We start from the raw sequence: 17,499 nt of genomic DNA, 5'->3' as shown, positions 1-17,499 counted from the left end.
CGGTTTTTCAGGTTCAACAGGCGCGAAACTCATCGTGGCGCGAACAGGGTATCGTTCACCAGACGCCGAATAGATTTACGCAAGCCCATCATAGATCAAAATCGGTGTTGCAAAAACGGGGGTGACCATAGATTTTTTATGGGCGTTTACGGCTGCGCGTAGTGCGTGGCCAGGCGGTGCCCCTGCAGCCATTTGTCCAGTTCGCGGAACTGCGCCTTCAGCTCGTCATTCTGCAAATGCACCGGCGTTTGCGAGAAATAAAACTGGAACGCAAAGCCCTGCTGGTTGCGCGCCCGGGCATCGGCCCCGGCCTGCAGCAGCAGCAGCGCCAGGTGCGGCGCGTTAATCTTCGCCGCCAGATGCAGCGGGGTATCCCCCAGCCGATCGCTCAAGGTGGTGTCCGCCCCGGCCGCCAGCAACAGCCGCAGCTGCTCTTCGCGCCCGGCCAGCACCGCCGCCGCGAGCGGCGTGGCGCCAGTAACGGCATTGCGCACGTTCACCTGCGCCCCTTCGGTCAGCAGCAACCGCAGGTACTGCGCGTCTTGCAACATCGCCGCGGTGTGCAGCGCGCTGTTGCCGTCCAGCCCCGCCGCCGCCGGGTCGGCCCCGAGATCCAGCAACGCCTGCACGCTACCCGGCTGCTGCGAAAGCACCGCCCACTGCAACAGCGTGACCTGCCGATCGCCCCGCTCGCGCAAACGATCCTGCGTGGCCTGCGCACGGATGCCCTGCGTATCGCCGCGCGCTACCGCCTGAGCCAGCGCCAGATTGCTGTGGCCGTCAAACGGCGAAATCTCCTGCCCCATCTGTTGCTCCTTAGCCATCATCAGTAAACCGGTCACCGCGACCAGCGCCAGTAAGGCTATCGCCAGCGCCCACCGCAAGCGACGCCCTTCAGGCATTGGCCTTCGCCTCCCACGGCTTTTGTTCCGTCATCGAGCTTATCACCTTGTCGATGCCGTGCGCCGTCAGGCTGCGATCCAGATGCTTGCTCGGCCGCCAGTCATCGATGCCGGTCAGGGTATCGTTGTTGGCCAGGGTGATGTTGTGGCCGATGGCGTCCGGGATCAGCGAGGTCGATTCCTGGGTGCTGGTCAGCATGTCATATTGCTCGCTGTAGCGGCGAATGCTGCCGGCTTCGGCATCTTTCTTCGCCGCCGCCGGATCGATGCCCAGGCGATTCAGGGTGTAATCCGAGACCCCGGCCGCGTTGAAGGTGACCGCGACGGTGCCGGTCGCCAGCGCCGCCGTGGCCGCAAGGCCGCCGCCGAGCGAATGGCCGGCGATCACCAGCGCATCGCCGAAGGCCGCCTTGGCGCTTTTGGCGGCGGCAACCGCCTGATTGTACTGCACATCGTCATAGCCCGTCGCCTGCCGCACGTTGCTCAGCCAGTCGCGCCAGTCGTTGGTACCGGCGAACGCCAACACATACTGCTTGTCGTTGCTGTAAATCCCAGCCTGGAAACCGCTGCCCGCGTCGTGCAGGCTGGCGGGATCGATGCCGAAACCGAGCAGCGCGCTGTCGCTCAGGCGGTTGAACCCGGCGGCACCCTGGCCATTGAGTGAATAAACGTCCTTGGCCAACAGCGCCAACGCATAATCCCCCTCCTGCGATTGCTGCCCCCGCGTCACGCCCGGCGCTGCCGCCGCCGTCGGCGCCGCCGCTGAGATATCGCCGACCAGCGTATTCAACAGATTCTGCGCATTGAGCGTGTTCTGAGAGGGGGTGGCTACCGGCGCCGAATTTGCCGGCGTTGCCGCGGGCAGCGCCGCCGTCGCCGTCTCGGCAGCGGCGCGAGGCGTAGGGATCGCGGCCACCGGGGATACTGCAGAGGTAAAACTTAAAGGCATACTCATGCCGACTCCTTGTCGATAGACTTTTTATTTAGCACCTGAATAGGTGCTGATTTAGCTATCGGCAGGTCGGATGAGTTCTGTATTAGAAATGCTTATCTTTGTGCAGAATGTGATCCGCGTTCGATTTTCGGCCGTCAAACGCAGAAAAGGGAGCAGAAGCTCCCTGATTGACTGCGCCGAAAATTACAGGCTTTCGGTAAAGGTGCGGGCGATAACGTCGCGCTGCTGTTCCGGCGTCAGGGAGTTGAAGCGCACCGCATAGCCGGACACGCGGATAGTCAGCTGCGGGTATTTTTCCGGGTGCTTGACCGCGTCTTCCAGGGTTTCGCGACGCAGCACGTTGACGTTCAGGTGCTGACCGCCTTCCACGCGCACGGTCGGCTGCATTTCCAGCGGCACTTCACGGTATTCGATCTGGCCCAGGTCGCTCACCGCGACAACCTGATCTTCCGCGTAGTTGGCCTTGGCGCACACGCAGCGAGCTTCCGCTTTTTCATCGTCCAGCAGCCAGAAAGAATTCACCAGCGCCTGGTCATTCGCTTTGGTAATTTGAATACCGGTAATCATTATGTTGCCTCCGTACAAGGGCGTAAAAATTCACGTCGTGAGAAAACCCAATTCTGGTTTCGGCCATTTGGTAAAACCATTGTTGTCTTGTTGTTCTGTATACCAGCCTGACCAAGCCAGTTCCTTGACTAAAGTCAATTTTTACCGGGTAGGCACAAGGCGTGAAGGGGCAAATTTATGTTTTATATCAATTTTCCCACTGCGGCAAAAACCAATTATTTTTGTAAATTTTCAAAATTAATTGCATAAGACGCAGCGGCGAGAAATGAAAAGCGGGTTTCGCTGCGCGAGCCGACACGGTAAGCTATAGCCCATGAATTGCTAAAGAAAACAAAGGAGAGCGTTTATGGCCACCTCCCTCACCTGGCATGACGTGATCGGCAAAGAGAAAGAGCAGCCCTATTTTGTTGAAACGCTCGCCTTTGTTGCCGCTGAACACCAAGCCGGTAAGACCATTTATCCACCGCAGAAGGACGTGTTCAACGCTTTCCGCTATACCGAGCTGGCGGACGTCAAAGTCGTCATCCTCGGACAGGATCCCTACCACGGCCCCAATCAGGCGCACGGCCTCTCTTTCTCGGTGCGCCCCGGCGTGCCGGCGCCGCCGTCGCTGGTGAACATGTATAAAGAGCTGGCGACTGATATTCCCGGTTTCGAACGCCCGGATCATGGCTATCTGCAAAGCTGGGCCGAACAGGGGGTGCTGCTGCTCAACACCGTGCTGACGGTGGAAGGCGGCCGCGCGCACTCGCACGCCAACCTGGGCTGGGAAACCTTTACCGATAAAGTGATCGCCGCCCTGAACGAGAACCGCGAAGGCGTGGTGTTCCTGCTGTGGGGCTCGCACGCGCAGAAGAAAGGCAACTTTATCGACCGCAACCGCCACCATGTGCTGAAGGCACCGCACCCGTCGCCGCTCTCCGCCCACCGCGGCTTCCTCGGCTGCCGCCACTTCTCGCAGGCCAATCAGCTGCTGGAGCAACAAGGGCTCACGCCGATCGACTGGATGCCGCGCCTGCCGCAGGCGTAGTCCAGAGACAAAAAAGGCACCCTCGGGTGCCTTTCTTTATGCCGTTGCCGGGGCGATTACGCCTTGGCTTTGGAGACCGCAACCATCGCAGGGCGCAGCAGGCGGCCGTTCAGCGTATAGCCTTTCTGCATCACCATCATCACGTGGTTCGGCAGATGATCGGCGGATTCCATCATGCTCATCGCCTGATGCACTTCCGGGTTGAACGGCACGTTGACGTCGCCGACGATTTCGATGCCGTACTTACGCACCACGTCCAGCAGCGATTTCAGCGTCAGCTCGATGCCTTCGATCATCGCGGCCAGTTCCGGATTGTTTTTATCCGCCAGATCCAGCGCGCGCTCCAGGTTGTCGATCACCGGCAGCAGATCGCCGGAGAATTTCTCCAGGGCGAACTTGTGCGCTTTCTCGACGTCCAGTTCGGCGCGGCGGCGGATGTTCTCCGCTTCGGCTTTGGCGCGCAGCAGGCTGTCGCGCTCGTGCTGCTGAGCTTCCGCCAGTTGGGCTTCCAGTTCGGCGATACGCGCATCGCGCAGATCGACGCCTTCCGCCGCTTCCGGCAGCGTATCCTCGTGGTGAGCGTGTTGTTCCATTTCTTCCGAGACTTGCTCGTTTGGCGTCTTCTGTTCTTTACTACTCATGAATATCTCCGCGTTTTAGCATTAATCTCGCAACTTGGCTTATTATGGGGATCAAAACCGGGGTTTCAAGTCAACCGGTCACAATGTGGGGCATAAACGGCTCCCGGTGAGGAAAATCACAACAAATGAATAAAAAATTCGCCTGTATTGGCATTGTTGGCCACCCGCGTCACCCTTCAGCGCTGGCAACCCACGAGATGCTGTTCCACTGGCTGGTCGCCCGCGGCTATTCGGTGATGGTCGAACGCCAGATCGCCCATGATTTAGGGCTGAAAGACGCCGTGACCGGCAGCCTGGCGGATATCGGCCAGCGCGCCGACCTGGCGGTGGTGGTCGGCGGCGACGGCAACATGCTCGGCGCCGCGCGCGTGCTGGCGCGCTACGACATCAAGGTGATCGGGGTCAACCGCGGCAACCTCGGCTTCCTCACCGATCTCGATCCCGACAACGCCCTGCAGCAGCTGGCGGACGTGCTGGAAGGCGAGTACATCGACGAACAGCGTTTCCTGCTGGAAACCATCGTGCATAAAGAGCACCAGCAGTGCCGCATCAGCACCGCCATCAACGAAGTGGTGCTACACCCCGGCAAAGTGGCGCACATGATCGAATTCGAGGTGTACATCGACGATCGCTTCGCCTTCTCGCAGCGTTCCGACGGCCTGATCATCGCCACGCCGACCGGCTCCACCGCCTACTCGCTCTCCGCCGGCGGACCGATCCTCACCCCGTCGCTGGAGGCGATCGCGCTGGTGCCGATGTTCCCGCATACCCTCTCCGCCCGGCCGCTGGTGATCAACGGCGACAGCACCATCCGCCTGAAGTTTTCGCAGATCGGCAGCGATCTGGAGATCAGCTGCGACAGCCAGATCGCGCTGCCGATCCAGGAAGGCGAAGAAGTGCTGATCCGCCGCAGCGATTTCCACCTGAACCTGATTCACCCGAAGGACTACAGCTATTTCAACACGTTAAGCACCAAACTGGGCTGGTCGAAAAAATTGTTCTAAAATCTGCGCCGGCCACTTTACTGTATATAAAACCAGTTTATACTGTATGAAACTACAGTTATGTGTTTATACACAGGAAGGTTCCCATGCTGGCGCAATTAACCATCAGCAACTTTGCTATCGTTCGTGAGTTGGAAATCGATTTTCAACCGGGTATGACGGCGATCACCGGTGAAACCGGCGCCGGCAAATCCATCGCCATCGATGCGCTGGGGCTGTGCCTCGGCAACCGCGCCGACGGCAACGTGGTGCGCCTGGGAGCCGCCCGCGCCGACATCTGCGCCCGTTTCTCGCTGGCGGACACCCCGTCCGCGCGCGAGTGGCTGGAACAGAACCAGCTGGACGACAGCAACGAATGCCTGCTGCGCCGGGTGATCAACGCCGACGGCCGTTCGCGCGGCTTTATCAACGGCACCGCCGTGCCGCTGTCGCAGCTGCGCGAGCTGGGGCAACGCCTGATCCAAATCCACGGCCAACACGCCCATCAGCTGTTGCTCAAACCGGAGCACCAAAAAGCGCTGCTCGACGCCTACGCCGACGAACCCGCCCTGCTGGCGGCGATGAGCCAGGCCTACCAACGCTGGCACCAGAGCTGTCGCGAGCTGGCGCACCATCAGCAGCAGTCCATCGAGCGCGAAGCGCGCAAGCAGCTGCTGCAATACCAATTGAAAGAGCTGAACGAATTCGCGCCGCAGGCCGGCGAGTTCGAACAGACCGACGCCGAGTACAAGCGCCTAGCCAACAGCGGCCAGCTGCTGACCCTCAGCCAGCAGGCGCTGCAGCTGCTGGCCGACAGCGACGAGAACAACATGCTCAGCCAGCTCTACAGCGCCAAGCACCTGCTGCTTGAACTGGCCGGGCTGGACGACAAGCTCAGCGGCCTGCTGGACATGCTGGAAGAGGCTTCTATCCAGATCAGCGAAGCCAGCGACGAGCTGCGCCACTACGCCGATCGCATGGATCTCGATCCCAACCGCCTGCACGAGCTGGAACAGCGCCTGTCGCGCCAAATCAGCCTGGCGCGCAAACACCAGGTCGCGCCGGAAGAGCTGCCGCAGCTGCATCAGCAGTTGCTGGATGAACAGCAGCTGCTGTCGCAGCAGGAAAGCGACCATGAGCACCTGAACGAGGCGGTCACCCTGCATCACCAGCAGGCGCTGGCGCTGGCGGAACAGCTGCACCAGAAACGCCTGCATTACGCCGCCGAGCTGACGACGCTCATCACCGACAGTATGCAGGCGCTCTCCATGCCGCACGGCAAGTTCAACATCGATGTGCGTTTCGAGCCGCAGCATCTGAGCGCCGAAGGGGCCAGCCGCACCGAGTTCTGCGTCTCCACCAACCCGGGGCAGCCGCTGCAGCCACTGGCGAAGGTCGCCTCCGGCGGTGAGCTGTCACGCATCGCGCTGGCGATTCAGGTGATCACCGCCCGCAAGATGGAAACCCCGGCGCTGATCTTCGATGAGGTGGACGTGGGTATCAGCGGCCCGACCGCCGCCATCGTCGGCCGCCTGCTGCGCCAGCTCGGCGAATCCACCCAGGTGATGTGCGTGACCCACCTGCCGCAGGTGGCCGGATGCGGGCATCAACACCTGTTCGTCAGCAAGCAGACCGACGGCACGGTCACCGAAACCCAGATGGCGCCGCTGGATAAACGCGCCCGGCTGCAGGAGCTGGCGCGCCTGCTTGGCGGCAGTGAAGTCACCCGCAATACGTTGGCGAACGCCAAAGAACTGCTGGCGGCATAAAAAAGCTCAACTTTTTCACTTTCCTGCGGTCTGACAGTGACGCTGTTGACCCGAAAGATATCTAAAGTGCGGCGCGGCGGCGATCCTAAGCCTCCTCAACGGCCTGAAACAGGCCAAGCGCTTGAGGTGCTGAAAGAAAGCCAACGCGTCGCAACTTGAAAGATGAAGGGTATAAAGGTTTCCAACTGCCGCAAGGTCTATTATCATCGGCATCCTATGCCCTAAAGGAATGTGATTACTATGCGCTGTAAAACGCTGACTGCCGCCGCTGTAGTTCTTGTGATGCTGACTGCAGGCTGTTCTACTTTTGAAAAGGTGGTTTATCGTCCTGACATCAACCAGGGGAACTACCTGACGTCGACCGACGTGGCGAAAATTCAGAAAGGGATGACCCAGCAACAGGTCGCTTACACATTGGGCACCCCAATGCTGCAAGACCCGTTCGGGACTCAGACGTGGTTCTATGTGTTCCGCCAGCAGCCTGGCCATGAAGACATCACCCAGCAGACGCTGACGCTGACCTTCGACAGCGCAGGCGTGTTGACCGACATCCAGAACAAACCGGCGCTGACCAAGTAATCGGCGCCGCCCGCTCTTCCGGCCCATGAGGGGGCATGCTGTTCCTCATGACAGTCGCAGGCTGCAACGCGGAAGAGAAAATCAGTTTCAGATAAAAAATAAGGCGCTTATAGCGCCTTATTTTTTTGCCTTTTCTGCCCGTTGCCGGCGCAGCTCTTTCGGATCGGCTATCAGCGGCCGGTAGATCTCCACCCGGTCGCCGTCGTTCAGCGTATCGCCCAGCTTGGCCGGGCGGCTGTAGATGCCGATTTTGTTGCTCTTGAGATCGATATCCTGGCGCAGCTCCAGCAGGCCCGAAGCCTGGATCGCTTGCTCGACGCTGCTGCCCTCGGCCAGCTTCACCTTGCGCAGGTACTGGCGCTCCGGCAAGGCGTACACCACCTCGACCTGGATGTCAGACACTGTAGACCTCTTTCGCCCGCTGGGTGAATGCCTGCACCATGTTGCCCGCCAGCTCCTTGAACACTTTGCCGAACGCCAGCTCAATCAGTTTGTTGGTGAACTCGAAGTCCAGGTGCAGCTCCACCTTGCAGGCCTCTTCGCTCAGCGGCGTGAACTGCCAACCGCCCATCAGCTTGCGGAACGGGCCATCGACCAGCTGCATATTGATGCTCTGGTTATCCAGCAGCGTATTGCGCGTGGTGAAGGTCTTGCTGATACCGGCCTTGGCGACGTCCACCGCGGCGGTCATTTCGTTGGAGGTAGCGTTAAGCACCCGGCTGCCGGTGCAACCTGGCAGAAAATCGGGATAAGAATGAACATCGTTAACCAACTGATACATCTGCTCGGCGCTGAACGGCACTAATGCAGACCGACTGATCTGGGGCATATCATTTCCTGTGAGACATAAAACGTACAGATAATACCATTTATCTGGCGGCAAACAAAAAATCTGCTAAGGGATGAGGGCGCCAAAAATGCGAAAAATTGCGCAGGTGCTGAACGGGAAAGGATTTCTTTCGCTGAAGCATCCAGTATAATGAACGCACTATGGCAAAGAAAAAAGCACACAAACCCGGTTCCGCCACCATTGCTCAAAACAAGCGCGCGCGTTTCGAATACTTCATTGAAGAAGAGTTCGAGGCGGGCCTGTCGCTGCAAGGGTGGGAAGTTAAATCGCTGCGTGCAGGCAAAGCCAACCTCAGCGACAGCTACGTGACGTTCCGTGACGGTGAAGCCTATCTGTTTGGCGCCACCATCACTCCGCTCAACGTGGCTTCGTCGCATGTGGTGTGCGATCCGACGCGTACCCGTAAACTGCTGCTGAAACGACGCGAGCTGGATACCCTGCTCGGCCGCGTCAACCGCGATGGCTACACCGTGGTGGCCTTGTCCCTGTATTGGAAAAATGCCTGGAGCAAGATCAAGATCGGCGTAGCCAAAGGCAAGAAAGAGCACGACAAACGCGATGACATCAAAGATCGCGAATGGCAGACGGCGAAAGCCCGTATCATGAAGCACGCCAATCGTTAAGCCGCTGGCTTATCGAAGTAAACTTCTGGTATACTGCACAAAGTTACTTGGGGCTGATTCTGGATTCGACGGGATTTGCGAAGCCCTAGGAGCATGCCGAGGGGCGGTTGGCCTCGTAAAAAGCCGCAAAAAAATAGTCGCAAACGACGAAAACTACGCTTTAGCAGCTTAATACCCTGCTTAGAGCCCTCTCTCCCTAGCCTCCGCTCTTAGGACGGGGATCAAGAGAGGTCAAACCCAAAAGAGATCGCGTGGATGTCCTGCCTGGGGCTGAAGCGTTAAACTCAATCAGGCTAGTCTGTCAGTAGCGTGTCCATCCGCAGCTGGCCGGCGAATGTAAAGATTGGACTAAGCATGTAGTGCCGACGGTGTAGTAATTTCGGACGCGGGTTCAACTCCCGCCAGCTCCACCAAATACGTCGCCAGTGAACCAGATAGACCCGGCGATAATAGCGAAAAAGCCCACAACTTCGGTTGCGGGCTTTTTTGTTTTTTTCACTTTCGATGATATCCGGACTAGATCCAAAGAAAATGTTGAGTCTCACCTCGTACTTTGCCCCTATACTCGCAGCTGCGCTGCCAGATAAATTACCGCACTTGCTCTTACTCGCGCAGGGAAATAGATCGTCAACAACAGTAAAGGAAATCGTCAGTTTGAATTGGGTTGCATTTTCTCAATTGTGAGCACTAAGTGTTAATCGGTTCCAGATTAAAAGGAAAAGTGTCACAGGGGATTTATGAAATAAATTTAGAACTATTTAGATAGATAACGCGTTCCCAATTGCTCGGCACAATACTTGCTCAGATGATTAAAGTCAGTATGAATATTTAAATGCTTGAGACAACCCACCGACTAACAAAGTGTATTAATGATATATTCCGGTTACATCGACCAGATTGATACGAATCCGATTTCAGATATTAATATAGCATTTGAAAAAACAAAGAGATAAAAAACGCTAATGCTGCGATAAGAGGAATTTCCGAATTTGATGAACTCTTTTGCAATGCTAAATGTTTCTGTATCTACTAGTTGGCTGATTAGGTGGCGAACCCTGGCCCCTTATCCGTCCCATTGAAGTTTCTGCTACTCAATGCTCTTAGGTCATGGTTCAAAGCTCTGGATGCTCCCAGCCTACCTGATGGAGGCAAAGCACGAACCCATTTTCCATCACTTCAGGCGCTAAAGATACTAGAGGCTTTAGAGGCTTTAGACATGCCAGAACGCATCGTGAACAAGCTCTTCCGAACAGAAACAATTCTAACACCCAATAAATAGTCAGATAACTAATGCCGCCTTAAAATGTATTCAGTATTTAAGTTAGGTGTTCATGTGTTGTTTTCTATTGCAAGTAGTACGATAAATGAGACAAATTTTAATCCAGATATTATTGACACCTCTCCCCCTCTTGACAAGAATGAGATTTTTAGAGCTCCAAATTGCACTAGTTATCTTGATATGAGCAAATACCTTACGAACTGAGGAAAAATTGACACTAGCCCCCCTAAAGCGAACTTCATGCTTAATGGCAATAGTTTATAAAATTAGACATATAATTTAAAACTTGTTACTATCGAAAAAACCTTACTCAATGGTGGGACTTCTGTGAAAAGTGTAGGCTTTTTCAATAACAAAGGCGGAGTTGGTAAAACCACTCTCTTATGTAATGTTGCTGCATCGCTTGCTATTCAGCATAAGAAAAAAGTTTTAGTCATAGACGCTGATCCTCAGTGCAATGCTTCAGCGTATATCTTGAAAGAAGAAGATCTTGAGCGTATTTTCTTAAATAATAACTTCTACAGCATTGACTCTTTCTTTGACCCTGTGCGTAGAGGACAAGGTTACCCTCAAGAGATGCCAGAAATCGTTAGCAGTGAACGATTCAATGTCGACTTAATTGTAGGAAGCCCTAAACTTTCCATTAGAGAAGATCTTTTAGCTACCGATTGGGCAGCAACAAGAAATGGTGAGCATAGAGGTTTTCAGACAACTTATGTGTTCAAAGAACTAATATCTCGATTAACTCACTATGACATAATAATGATTGATATGGGCCCTTCCCTTGGTGCTTTAAACCGATCTGTAATTCTCGGGGTTGATGCTTTTTTGATGCCACTATCTGTTGATATATTCAGCATGATGGCTGTGGAAAATATTATAAAATCATTTAACACTTGGAAGACAGCACTTTCTGACGCAATTGATAAATATAAAGATGCAGAAAACGAACCATTTAAAATTGCAAATAAAGCTGTTGAATGGAATTTAACTTTTGCCGGTTATGTCATGCAACAGTACAAAGCAAAGAGCAAATCAGGTGTCCGTGAACCCGTCGCTGCATTTGAAAGAATAATAACAAAACAAAAAAGCGAACTTGTTGAGCTTTGCAACTTCTTTAACTCGAATGTTGATAACCTTCACTTAGGTGAAATACCTACGTTAAGCAGCGTTGTTCCATTATCACAACAGGCACACGCTCCTATATTTGAGCTATCAGCTAAAGATGGGATCGTAGGTTCACAATATACACGCGTATCCGAAGCTGCAGAATTCTTCCATAAAATAGCATCTAATTTATTGGAGCGATTAGAGGAATGATTTCTTGGCCTGAGAATTTAGTTTCTGCTTTAGCACGGCGCCGTTGTGTGATCATGATTGGTGCTGGCGTATCAAAAAACTCGGTTAATGATGCAGGTAAGCGACCAGCAACATGGGAGGAGTTCCTTAGAGCTTGCCTAAATGAAATTGAGGATAAAATATGTGTTACGGAGTTATTGAACCAAAAAGATTATTTAAGTGCATGCGAGATAATTAAAGAGAAACTTACTTTAGATATCTTCATTGATAAAGTGCAAAATGAATATCAGCGTGCTGGATATAGGCACGCAAAAATTCATGAACATATATATAATCTTGATGCCTCTATCATTGCCAGTCCCAACTTTGATACTATCTATGATTCTTATGCTAGGGGGGTATCTGCTGGAACTTTAATAGTCAAAGATCATACCAGTGATGATACTGCAAACTATTTACATGGCGGAGACACCAGACTTTTACTTAAAACTCATGGTTCAGCAAATGCGCCACAGAAAATAATATTCACAAGACGAGATTATGCTGAGGCCAGAACCAAATATGTTTTATTCTATGAAATTCTAAAAGCTCTAGCGTTAACACATACATTTTTATTCCTCGGTTGTGGTACAGATGACCCTGATATCAGAATGCTGTTTGAAGACATTCAATTTGCACATGGTAGAATGCCTTATCACTATATGACTTTACCTGAAGGTGAAATACATTATGATTTATTAGGTATTGCATCCAGATCTATGAGAGTTAAGTTTCTATCTTACTCCCCAGATAACGGGCACTTAGAACTTACTGATTCACTCGAGCAATTAGTTGATAAAGTTGAGCAATACAGAGTAGAAGAACTTAAAGAAACACAAAAATGGTAAAAATTACCATTTCAATTAGGAGGCATTTGTGCCTCCTTAAGAAACTCTAATATTATTAGACACCCTCTAAGATCAACTTTTTGAGTATTTTTCACATCAATCATTATAAATGCATGCTTTTTTAATCACTAAAAACTTTCAATAAGTGTCCTTCAGTTCCCTGCTAGTGGTTACTCACGAACATCATGTAAATCATCTCCGATAGGTTTAGTTTCATATCTTAACTAAAATCGCAACGTCTAGGCTAGCGGGCGATAAATATATAATAACTGCTTCATACGTAATGCTATCCCCGCCATATCTACTCACCTCCGGGACGCGGTTTTCAAGCTGATACATGAACGATGTCAGATCGCTATAGGCTCGAATATATTAGGTGAATAAAGGATATTGGATTGACTCGCTCCCGTTGATTAATACGCAACAATAATAGGCTGAACTAACACTCACTAACGGTGAAGTAAGAGTCTGTATCTAGACTTGGGTCAAGAATAACCTTCCCCTCGTCTACTAGTGGGATAAAGAAGATTATAGATCTTGCTACTAGTAATATAACATAAATTAGAAGTCATAAATTCAGCTTTCAGTGAGGAGTTGAACCCATGGCTTTCATAACAGCCCACAAAAAGTGAAGAAGATCACATTATGAAAGAAAAGAGGATAAATAAATCACCAGTATCCTTGATTCATGGAAAGACCATACTCATATAACTGGTACTATCCTAATACCTAAAAGGTTACTTATGACAACTTGTCAAGCAGCACACCGTTACGACACCATGTTTACCGCCCTTCCAGAGGATCAAAGTTACCCATTCCGCCATAAATGTGCAGGTTGTGCATATGAATTGGGATTCCAAGCTGGATATACAAATCAAGAACCTAGTGCCACTACAGCACTTAATTCTATCCTGAAAAGTCAAGCGGCTGAAGTTCGTCACAGAAGCCCACGAGTAGCCTATTATCAAGGATACACTGATGGCCTGAATGAATACTACACCCAGAATCCTCAAGGATAAGTTAATTGCTACTACATTTTCTTTATTTATAAGGTAGAACATTAATGAACAGTCTTATGCATGAGGAACGTTTTGAACGCTGGCTAAAAGTTTCCATAGGATTGGCACGATTTGATCCTTTTGTAGTAAACCTTGTGCAAAGTTTGGGTAAAATGGATGCAAATCTGTGTGAGATGGATGTTACTTTAATAAATAAATATAAGCAGGGAGAAAATGTAAGCGAGGACTACGACCTAATAAAAGGGCATCTCACTCATTCATATTTATGGATTTTAGGTTCTTATGAAGTAATTCGTACTCTTACGCAGAGCATTAAAGAAAACAAAAGTGATGATCCAGTGGAAGTGTTAGAGAAGTTTCAGGATGCAAAGAAACGTTTTGCACGCTTAAGGATACCCTTAGCTAAATTTGAAGCCGCTAAGGCCCACAATAAGACTGACTTTAAGATCGCATATCCAGGATTTGCCTATGACATTGGGATTGCATGGCAAGTTAGTGATGACGTAGTGATCTCCCGGCAAGAACTTTCAGATTTGTTTTTAGAAACGCTAGAGTTTACTCGTGTCAAAAAGCTTAGTAGGTCTCTTGCCAATGATGCCCCTCTCCCGTCATCTTGATTGGTTCTTATAATTTGTGCCATACCGCTGTGATACGGATTATCGATAAATTAACATATCAATCAGTAAGTTAATAATTTTCACTCCCGCCAGCTCCACCAAATACGTCGCCAGTGAACCAGATAGACCCGGCGATAATAGCGAAAAAGCCCACAACTTCGGTTGCGGGCTTTTTTGTTTTTGTCGTATTCAGGAGGAACCCCCTTGGCCCGTGCTCCCCCGGGCCAATGCAGGCTAGTGATCCAGATAAAGGTAATGCAGCCAGCTGGTCATGCGCAGCAGCACTTTGCGCATCACGGAGACGTGCTCGAAGTGCCCGGTATAGACCGCCGCCTGAGCGCTCACGCCGTCGGGCAAGTGAGCCAGATCCGGGTTGGCCGCCAGGTCAATCATCACGTACACCCCTTCCCGGCCCGGCGTGGCGCTCAGGCCCTGCAGTGCGCCGCTGGCCTGGTAGCTGCCGTCCGGTATCGCCGGCAACACCCGGCTTACGGTGCCGCCGTAAACCTGCCCCGGCAAGCCGTTGAACACCACCTCGGCCTGGTCCCCCTGCGCCAAACGCAGGATGGCGTTCTGGCGGAACACCGCCACCACCTGGCGCTTTTGCTGCGGGATAAAGATCATCACCGGTTTGAACGGCAGGCGAACCGCCGCCGTGCCCGGCCGCGCCAGCACCTGCGTGACATACCCGTCGCTCGGCGCACGCACCACCGTTTGTTCCAGGTTGTAACGCGCTTCGGCAATCTGCGATTTCAGGCTGGCTATCGTGGCGTCTTCGCCGTCATAGCGCCCGGACAACCGAGCCTGTTCCTGTTGGAACTGAGCTTTCGCCGCCTGCAGCGCCGCGGATTGCGCCTGGTACTGCTGCTGCGCATGGCTGACGTCCTGCTCCGAGAACGGATTTACCGGCATCGCCGCCCCTTTCGCATAGCGCTGGTAGTCCTTACGGGCACGCTCATACTCTGCGTTCGCCCGTTGCACGTTGGCGGCGGACTCGCTGAGCGCCGCCCGGCGCGTTCTGATCTCCGCCTCGGCCCCGGCCAGATCCGCCTCCAGCCTGGTGAGCCGCGCACGGTAGCGGCTGTCGTCAAGACGGAACAGCACCTCGCCTTTGCGCAGCAACACGTTGGTTTTCTCCGTTACCTCAACGATCATGCCCGAGACCTGCGGCACCATCGGCACCGACACGGCGATCTTCTGCGCCCGATCGCTGTACGGATGGTTGTAGTTCATCGTCAGAATCAACGCGCCGACGATAACGATCCCGCCAAGCACGGCGGTCGGCACGGTCCATTTGTTGACCGGAATGCGAAACAGTTTAAATACGCCGTAGCTCAGCGCCACGTAGCTGAGAATAATGAGCAAATCCATAGGCTACGCTCAACTTGCCGTGGGGCCGGGAACCGACGTCGGCTTTTCCTGCAGGCGTTGCAATTCGGCTTCGAGCAGCGCGATGCGCGCCTGCAGATCCGTTGAAGGTTCTGCCTTCTCACTCATGCCCCAGCCGCGTTCCGGCCGATAGAGCGTCGCCCAGATCCATAGCAGTGGCCAAATGGCGTGCAGCGTAAACAGGCTAACCCAACCGGCAACGTGAATCGCATCTTGATGGGGGTGCCGGCGCTTTTTGGCCAGCAAATAGGGAATGTCATGAATAATAATGACGCCGTAGAATAAAATCAGGAATACCGCAATCAGTACGCCTAAAGCGAAATAGTTAAGAAACATGTAAAGTCCTGGCTGAGAATAACGAAAATAAACGAGGTTTATAGCGTGTTATATTGTCTGATATCGTTGGCGATGGTATCGATGGCATTCTTCACGTCGGTGACTTTAAGCTGCGCTTTCTCGTTATTGAGATTTTCCCCCGAAGCCTTGCGCACCACTTTAATGACCGGCTGATTAGTCGCCGCATCGATAAACTCGCCTTCCATATAGACCGCGCTCTCCATGGTGCGGTGCCCGGTCACGCTTTGCGTCGCGGCAATCAGCAGGGTGATCGGCAAGGCTTCATAGATTTGCAGCCCCTTCTTCTGCGTGTCTATCGCCGTGATGGCGCCGCGGAAAATCAGGGTATGCTCGCGCGGCATGTCCACCAGCGTAAAGTGGGTGCCCATCGCCTGCTTAAACTGCTGGTTGGTGTAGTTCAGAATATTGTCGAGTGCGCGCTGGCTCACCATCTCGCTCGGTTTCGGCCGCGGGAAATAGATCATCGGTTGATAAACCAAATATTGATAACGGGAAAAATCGACGTTCTTATCTTTCCAATATAAAACGTCTTTGCCGGACGCGGATTGACCTTTATTGATATCGTTATAATTGGTCAGAAAGGTCGAGTATTTTTCTTTTTCGGTCACGGCGGAAGAGCACGCGGCCAGTAATAACAGCGCAGGCAGAATAACCGCTCTTGTCACTTTCATTGACGGGTTTCTCTTTATTTTGGTGGATAGCAAATAATCAAATCGAATGATACCCACCCGCCCGTGATAAGTCATATGACAATGCCGCCAAAGGTGTATATCATTTTTGATATACAAACTCACAAGAGCCGGCCAGTGAAAGAGAAAGACTTCCGCATTGAAGAACTCAGGATTGTCCGCATCATTGCCGAAACGGCGAGCGTCAGCAAAGCGGCGCAGCTGTTGGATATGCCGCAGTCTAACGTGTCGCGCGCCCTCACCGCGCTGGAACGGCGGCTCGGGTTGGAACTGTTCCTGCGCGGCCCGCGTACCCTGGCGCTGACTGAATTCGGCGAGCAATTCTTGCGGCGCGCCTCGCAGTTGCTGGACGAACACAGCGATCTGCTCGATATGTCCGCCACCTATAAACGCAGCCTGAACGGCATGGTCACGCTCGGCGCGCCGATCGGCATCCACGCTTTCCTGGCCCGTTATTTACTGCCGCCGCTGCTGCACGCTGCACCGGCGCTGGCTGTCGATCTGGTGACCCGCAACCCCGACGAACGCGAGAAAAAGTACGGCGCAGTGTTCGACAGCGACTGCGATTTGCTGATCAGCTTTTTCCAGCCGCAAAACGAAAGCCTGATCGCCAGGCCCTTCACCCGTTTTCGCGTCGGGCTGTTCGCCGCACCGGATTACATCGCCCGCTCGCCGCTGACAGCGCTGGATGAACTGCCGCAGCATCGCTGCATTACCTTGCGCATGCTGGGCGGCATTCGCAATACCTGGAGCGGCTACAGTGCGCAGGGGGAGTTGGTGCAGGTCGAGATCAACGGCGCCAGCGTTTGCGATAACATTCTGCCAGCGATCGAGCTGGCCAAACAGGGCCTGGGCATCGTCTACGCCCCGTACTATTCCGTCGCCGCCGAGCTGGATGCCGGCACACTGCTGCCCTGCCTGGCGCGCGAGCGCGGCATCGATATGCAAGCCTACCTGATCTACCGCCGGCGCGGCGTGTTGCCGCACCGCGTGCAGGTGACGATGGACAGCATCATGGAAAGCGTTAAGCTGCACGCGCACCGCCTGATGTAACAAGAAAAACC

The 17,499-nt window shown here is 53.2% G+C and carries 18 protein-coding genes and 1 other RNA gene; 10 read left to right on the top strand and 9 right to left on the bottom strand.

The features are described from left to right. Positions 1-146: 146 nt before the first annotated feature. The 3 genes from REA38_RS17420 to grcA all read right to left on the bottom strand — a co-directional run bounded on the left by REA38_RS17420 (position 147) and on the right by grcA (position 2,424). Positions 147-902, bottom strand: coding sequence for an ankyrin repeat domain-containing protein (locus tag REA38_RS17420; protein ID WP_308886326.1), 756 nt, complete (start codon positions 900-902; stop codon positions 147-149). Continuing rightward, the gene (locus REA38_RS17415; protein WP_308886324.1) at positions 895-1,857 is read right to left on the bottom strand and encodes a phospholipase; all 963 of its coding nucleotides are present in this window, start codon (positions 1,855-1,857) and stop codon (positions 895-897) included. The genes REA38_RS17420 and REA38_RS17415 overlap by 8 nt, the downstream gene beginning before the upstream one ends. A 183-nt stretch (positions 1,858-2,040) precedes the next feature. Then, on the bottom strand, positions 2,041-2,424 hold the full coding sequence (grcA, locus tag REA38_RS17410) for an autonomous glycyl radical cofactor GrcA (RefSeq protein WP_004929114.1): 384 nt from the start codon (positions 2,422-2,424) through the stop codon (positions 2,041-2,043). 346 nt (positions 2,425-2,770) lie between these two features. Here grcA and ung point away from each other — a divergent pair, with 346 nt between their 5' ends. Further along, positions 2,771-3,454, top strand: coding sequence for a uracil-DNA glycosylase (ung, locus tag REA38_RS17405; RefSeq protein ID WP_308886323.1), 684 nt, complete (start codon positions 2,771-2,773; stop codon positions 3,452-3,454). 56 nt (positions 3,455-3,510) lie between these two features. Here ung and grpE read toward each other — a convergent pair whose 3' ends face one another. Then, positions 3,511-4,095, bottom strand: a complete 585-nt coding sequence (gene grpE, locus REA38_RS17400; RefSeq protein WP_049194958.1) for a nucleotide exchange factor GrpE — start codon at positions 4,093-4,095, stop codon at positions 3,511-3,513. A gap of 125 nt (positions 4,096-4,220) precedes the next feature. Here grpE and nadK point away from each other — a divergent pair, with 125 nt between their 5' ends. The 3 genes from nadK (at position 4,221) to bamE (ending at position 7,426) form a co-directional block, all read left to right on the top strand. Continuing rightward, positions 4,221-5,099 carry an NAD(+) kinase gene (gene nadK, locus REA38_RS17395; protein WP_019452304.1) on the top strand — a complete coding sequence of 293 codons (879 nt, stop codon included), beginning with the start codon at positions 4,221-4,223 and terminating at the stop codon, positions 5,097-5,099. Positions 5,100-5,185: 86 nt separating this feature from the next. Beyond that, positions 5,186-6,847: a DNA repair protein RecN gene (gene recN / locus REA38_RS17390; protein WP_033635637.1), complete on the top strand. Its 1,662-nt coding sequence runs from the start codon at positions 5,186-5,188 to the stop codon at positions 6,845-6,847. Between the two features lie 240 nt (positions 6,848-7,087). Beyond that, entirely contained in the window at positions 7,088-7,426 is a 339-nt protein-coding gene (bamE, locus tag REA38_RS17385; RefSeq protein WP_004929101.1) for an outer membrane protein assembly factor BamE, read from the top strand. 117 nt (positions 7,427-7,543) lie between these two features. On the opposite strand, the gene REA38_RS17380 is transcribed toward bamE, so the two are convergent. Then, positions 7,544-7,828 (bottom strand): RnfH family protein, encoded by a 285-nt coding sequence (locus REA38_RS17380; protein ID WP_004929098.1) that lies wholly within the window; start codon positions 7,826-7,828, stop codon positions 7,544-7,546. Continuing rightward, a complete protein-coding gene (locus REA38_RS17375; protein WP_033648948.1) occupies positions 7,821-8,255 on the bottom strand; it encodes a type II toxin-antitoxin system RatA family toxin in 435 nt (144 codons plus the stop codon). The genes REA38_RS17380 and REA38_RS17375 overlap by 8 nt, the downstream gene beginning before the upstream one ends. A 161-nt stretch (positions 8,256-8,416) precedes the next feature. Here REA38_RS17375 and smpB point away from each other — a divergent pair, with 161 nt between their 5' ends. The 5 genes from smpB to REA38_RS17350 all read left to right on the top strand — a co-directional run bounded on the left by smpB (position 8,417) and on the right by REA38_RS17350 (position 14,000). Beyond that, entirely contained in the window at positions 8,417-8,899 is a 483-nt protein-coding gene (smpB, locus tag REA38_RS17370; RefSeq protein WP_308886322.1) for an SsrA-binding protein SmpB, read from the top strand. Positions 8,900-8,948: 49 nt separating this feature from the next. Beyond that, positions 8,949-9,312: a transfer-messenger RNA gene (ssrA, locus tag REA38_RS17365) on the top strand. Positions 9,313-10,505: 1,193 nt separating this feature from the next. Beyond that, the gene (locus tag REA38_RS17360) at positions 10,506-11,498 is read left to right on the top strand and encodes a ParA family protein (protein ID WP_103830231.1); all 993 of its coding nucleotides are present in this window, start codon (positions 10,506-10,508) and stop codon (positions 11,496-11,498) included. Further along, positions 11,495-12,364 (top strand): SIR2 family protein, encoded by an 870-nt coding sequence (locus REA38_RS17355; RefSeq protein WP_308886320.1) that lies wholly within the window; start codon positions 11,495-11,497, stop codon positions 12,362-12,364. The genes REA38_RS17360 and REA38_RS17355 overlap by 4 nt, the downstream gene beginning before the upstream one ends. Before the next feature lie 1,075 nt (positions 12,365-13,439). Continuing rightward, positions 13,440-14,000 carry a hypothetical protein gene (locus tag REA38_RS17350; RefSeq protein ID WP_308886319.1) on the top strand — a complete coding sequence of 187 codons (561 nt, stop codon included), beginning with the start codon at positions 13,440-13,442 and terminating at the stop codon, positions 13,998-14,000. Positions 14,001-14,234: 234 nt separating this feature from the next. Here REA38_RS17350 and REA38_RS17345 read toward each other — a convergent pair whose 3' ends face one another. From REA38_RS17345 to REA38_RS17335, 3 genes are read right to left on the bottom strand one after another with little or no spacing between them, the layout of a single operon-like run. Next, positions 14,235-15,371 carry an HlyD family secretion protein gene (locus tag REA38_RS17345; protein ID WP_041036389.1) on the bottom strand — a complete coding sequence of 379 codons (1,137 nt, stop codon included), beginning with the start codon at positions 15,369-15,371 and terminating at the stop codon, positions 14,235-14,237. A gap of 9 nt (positions 15,372-15,380) precedes the next feature. Then, positions 15,381-15,725 (bottom strand): DUF3302 domain-containing protein, encoded by a 345-nt coding sequence (locus REA38_RS17340; protein ID WP_101455626.1) that lies wholly within the window; start codon positions 15,723-15,725, stop codon positions 15,381-15,383. Between the two features lie 38 nt (positions 15,726-15,763). Continuing rightward, positions 15,764-16,417, bottom strand: coding sequence for a DUF3313 domain-containing protein (locus REA38_RS17335; protein WP_308886317.1), 654 nt, complete (start codon positions 16,415-16,417; stop codon positions 15,764-15,766). Positions 16,418-16,552: 135 nt separating this feature from the next. Between REA38_RS17335 and REA38_RS17330 the strand changes: the two genes are divergently transcribed. After that, the gene (locus tag REA38_RS17330; RefSeq protein WP_308886316.1) at positions 16,553-17,488 is read left to right on the top strand and encodes a LysR family transcriptional regulator; all 936 of its coding nucleotides are present in this window, start codon (positions 16,553-16,555) and stop codon (positions 17,486-17,488) included. Positions 17,489-17,499 lie beyond the last annotated feature (11 nt).

It is taken from the genome of Serratia sp. MF1(2023), from assembly GCF_030954545.1.
In the GTDB taxonomy this organism is placed as follows: Bacteria; Pseudomonadota; Gammaproteobacteria; order Enterobacterales; family Enterobacteriaceae; genus Serratia; species Serratia sarumanii.
Note: the sequence above shows the minus strand (reverse complement) of the source record. Positions and strands in the feature narration are given on the sequence as shown.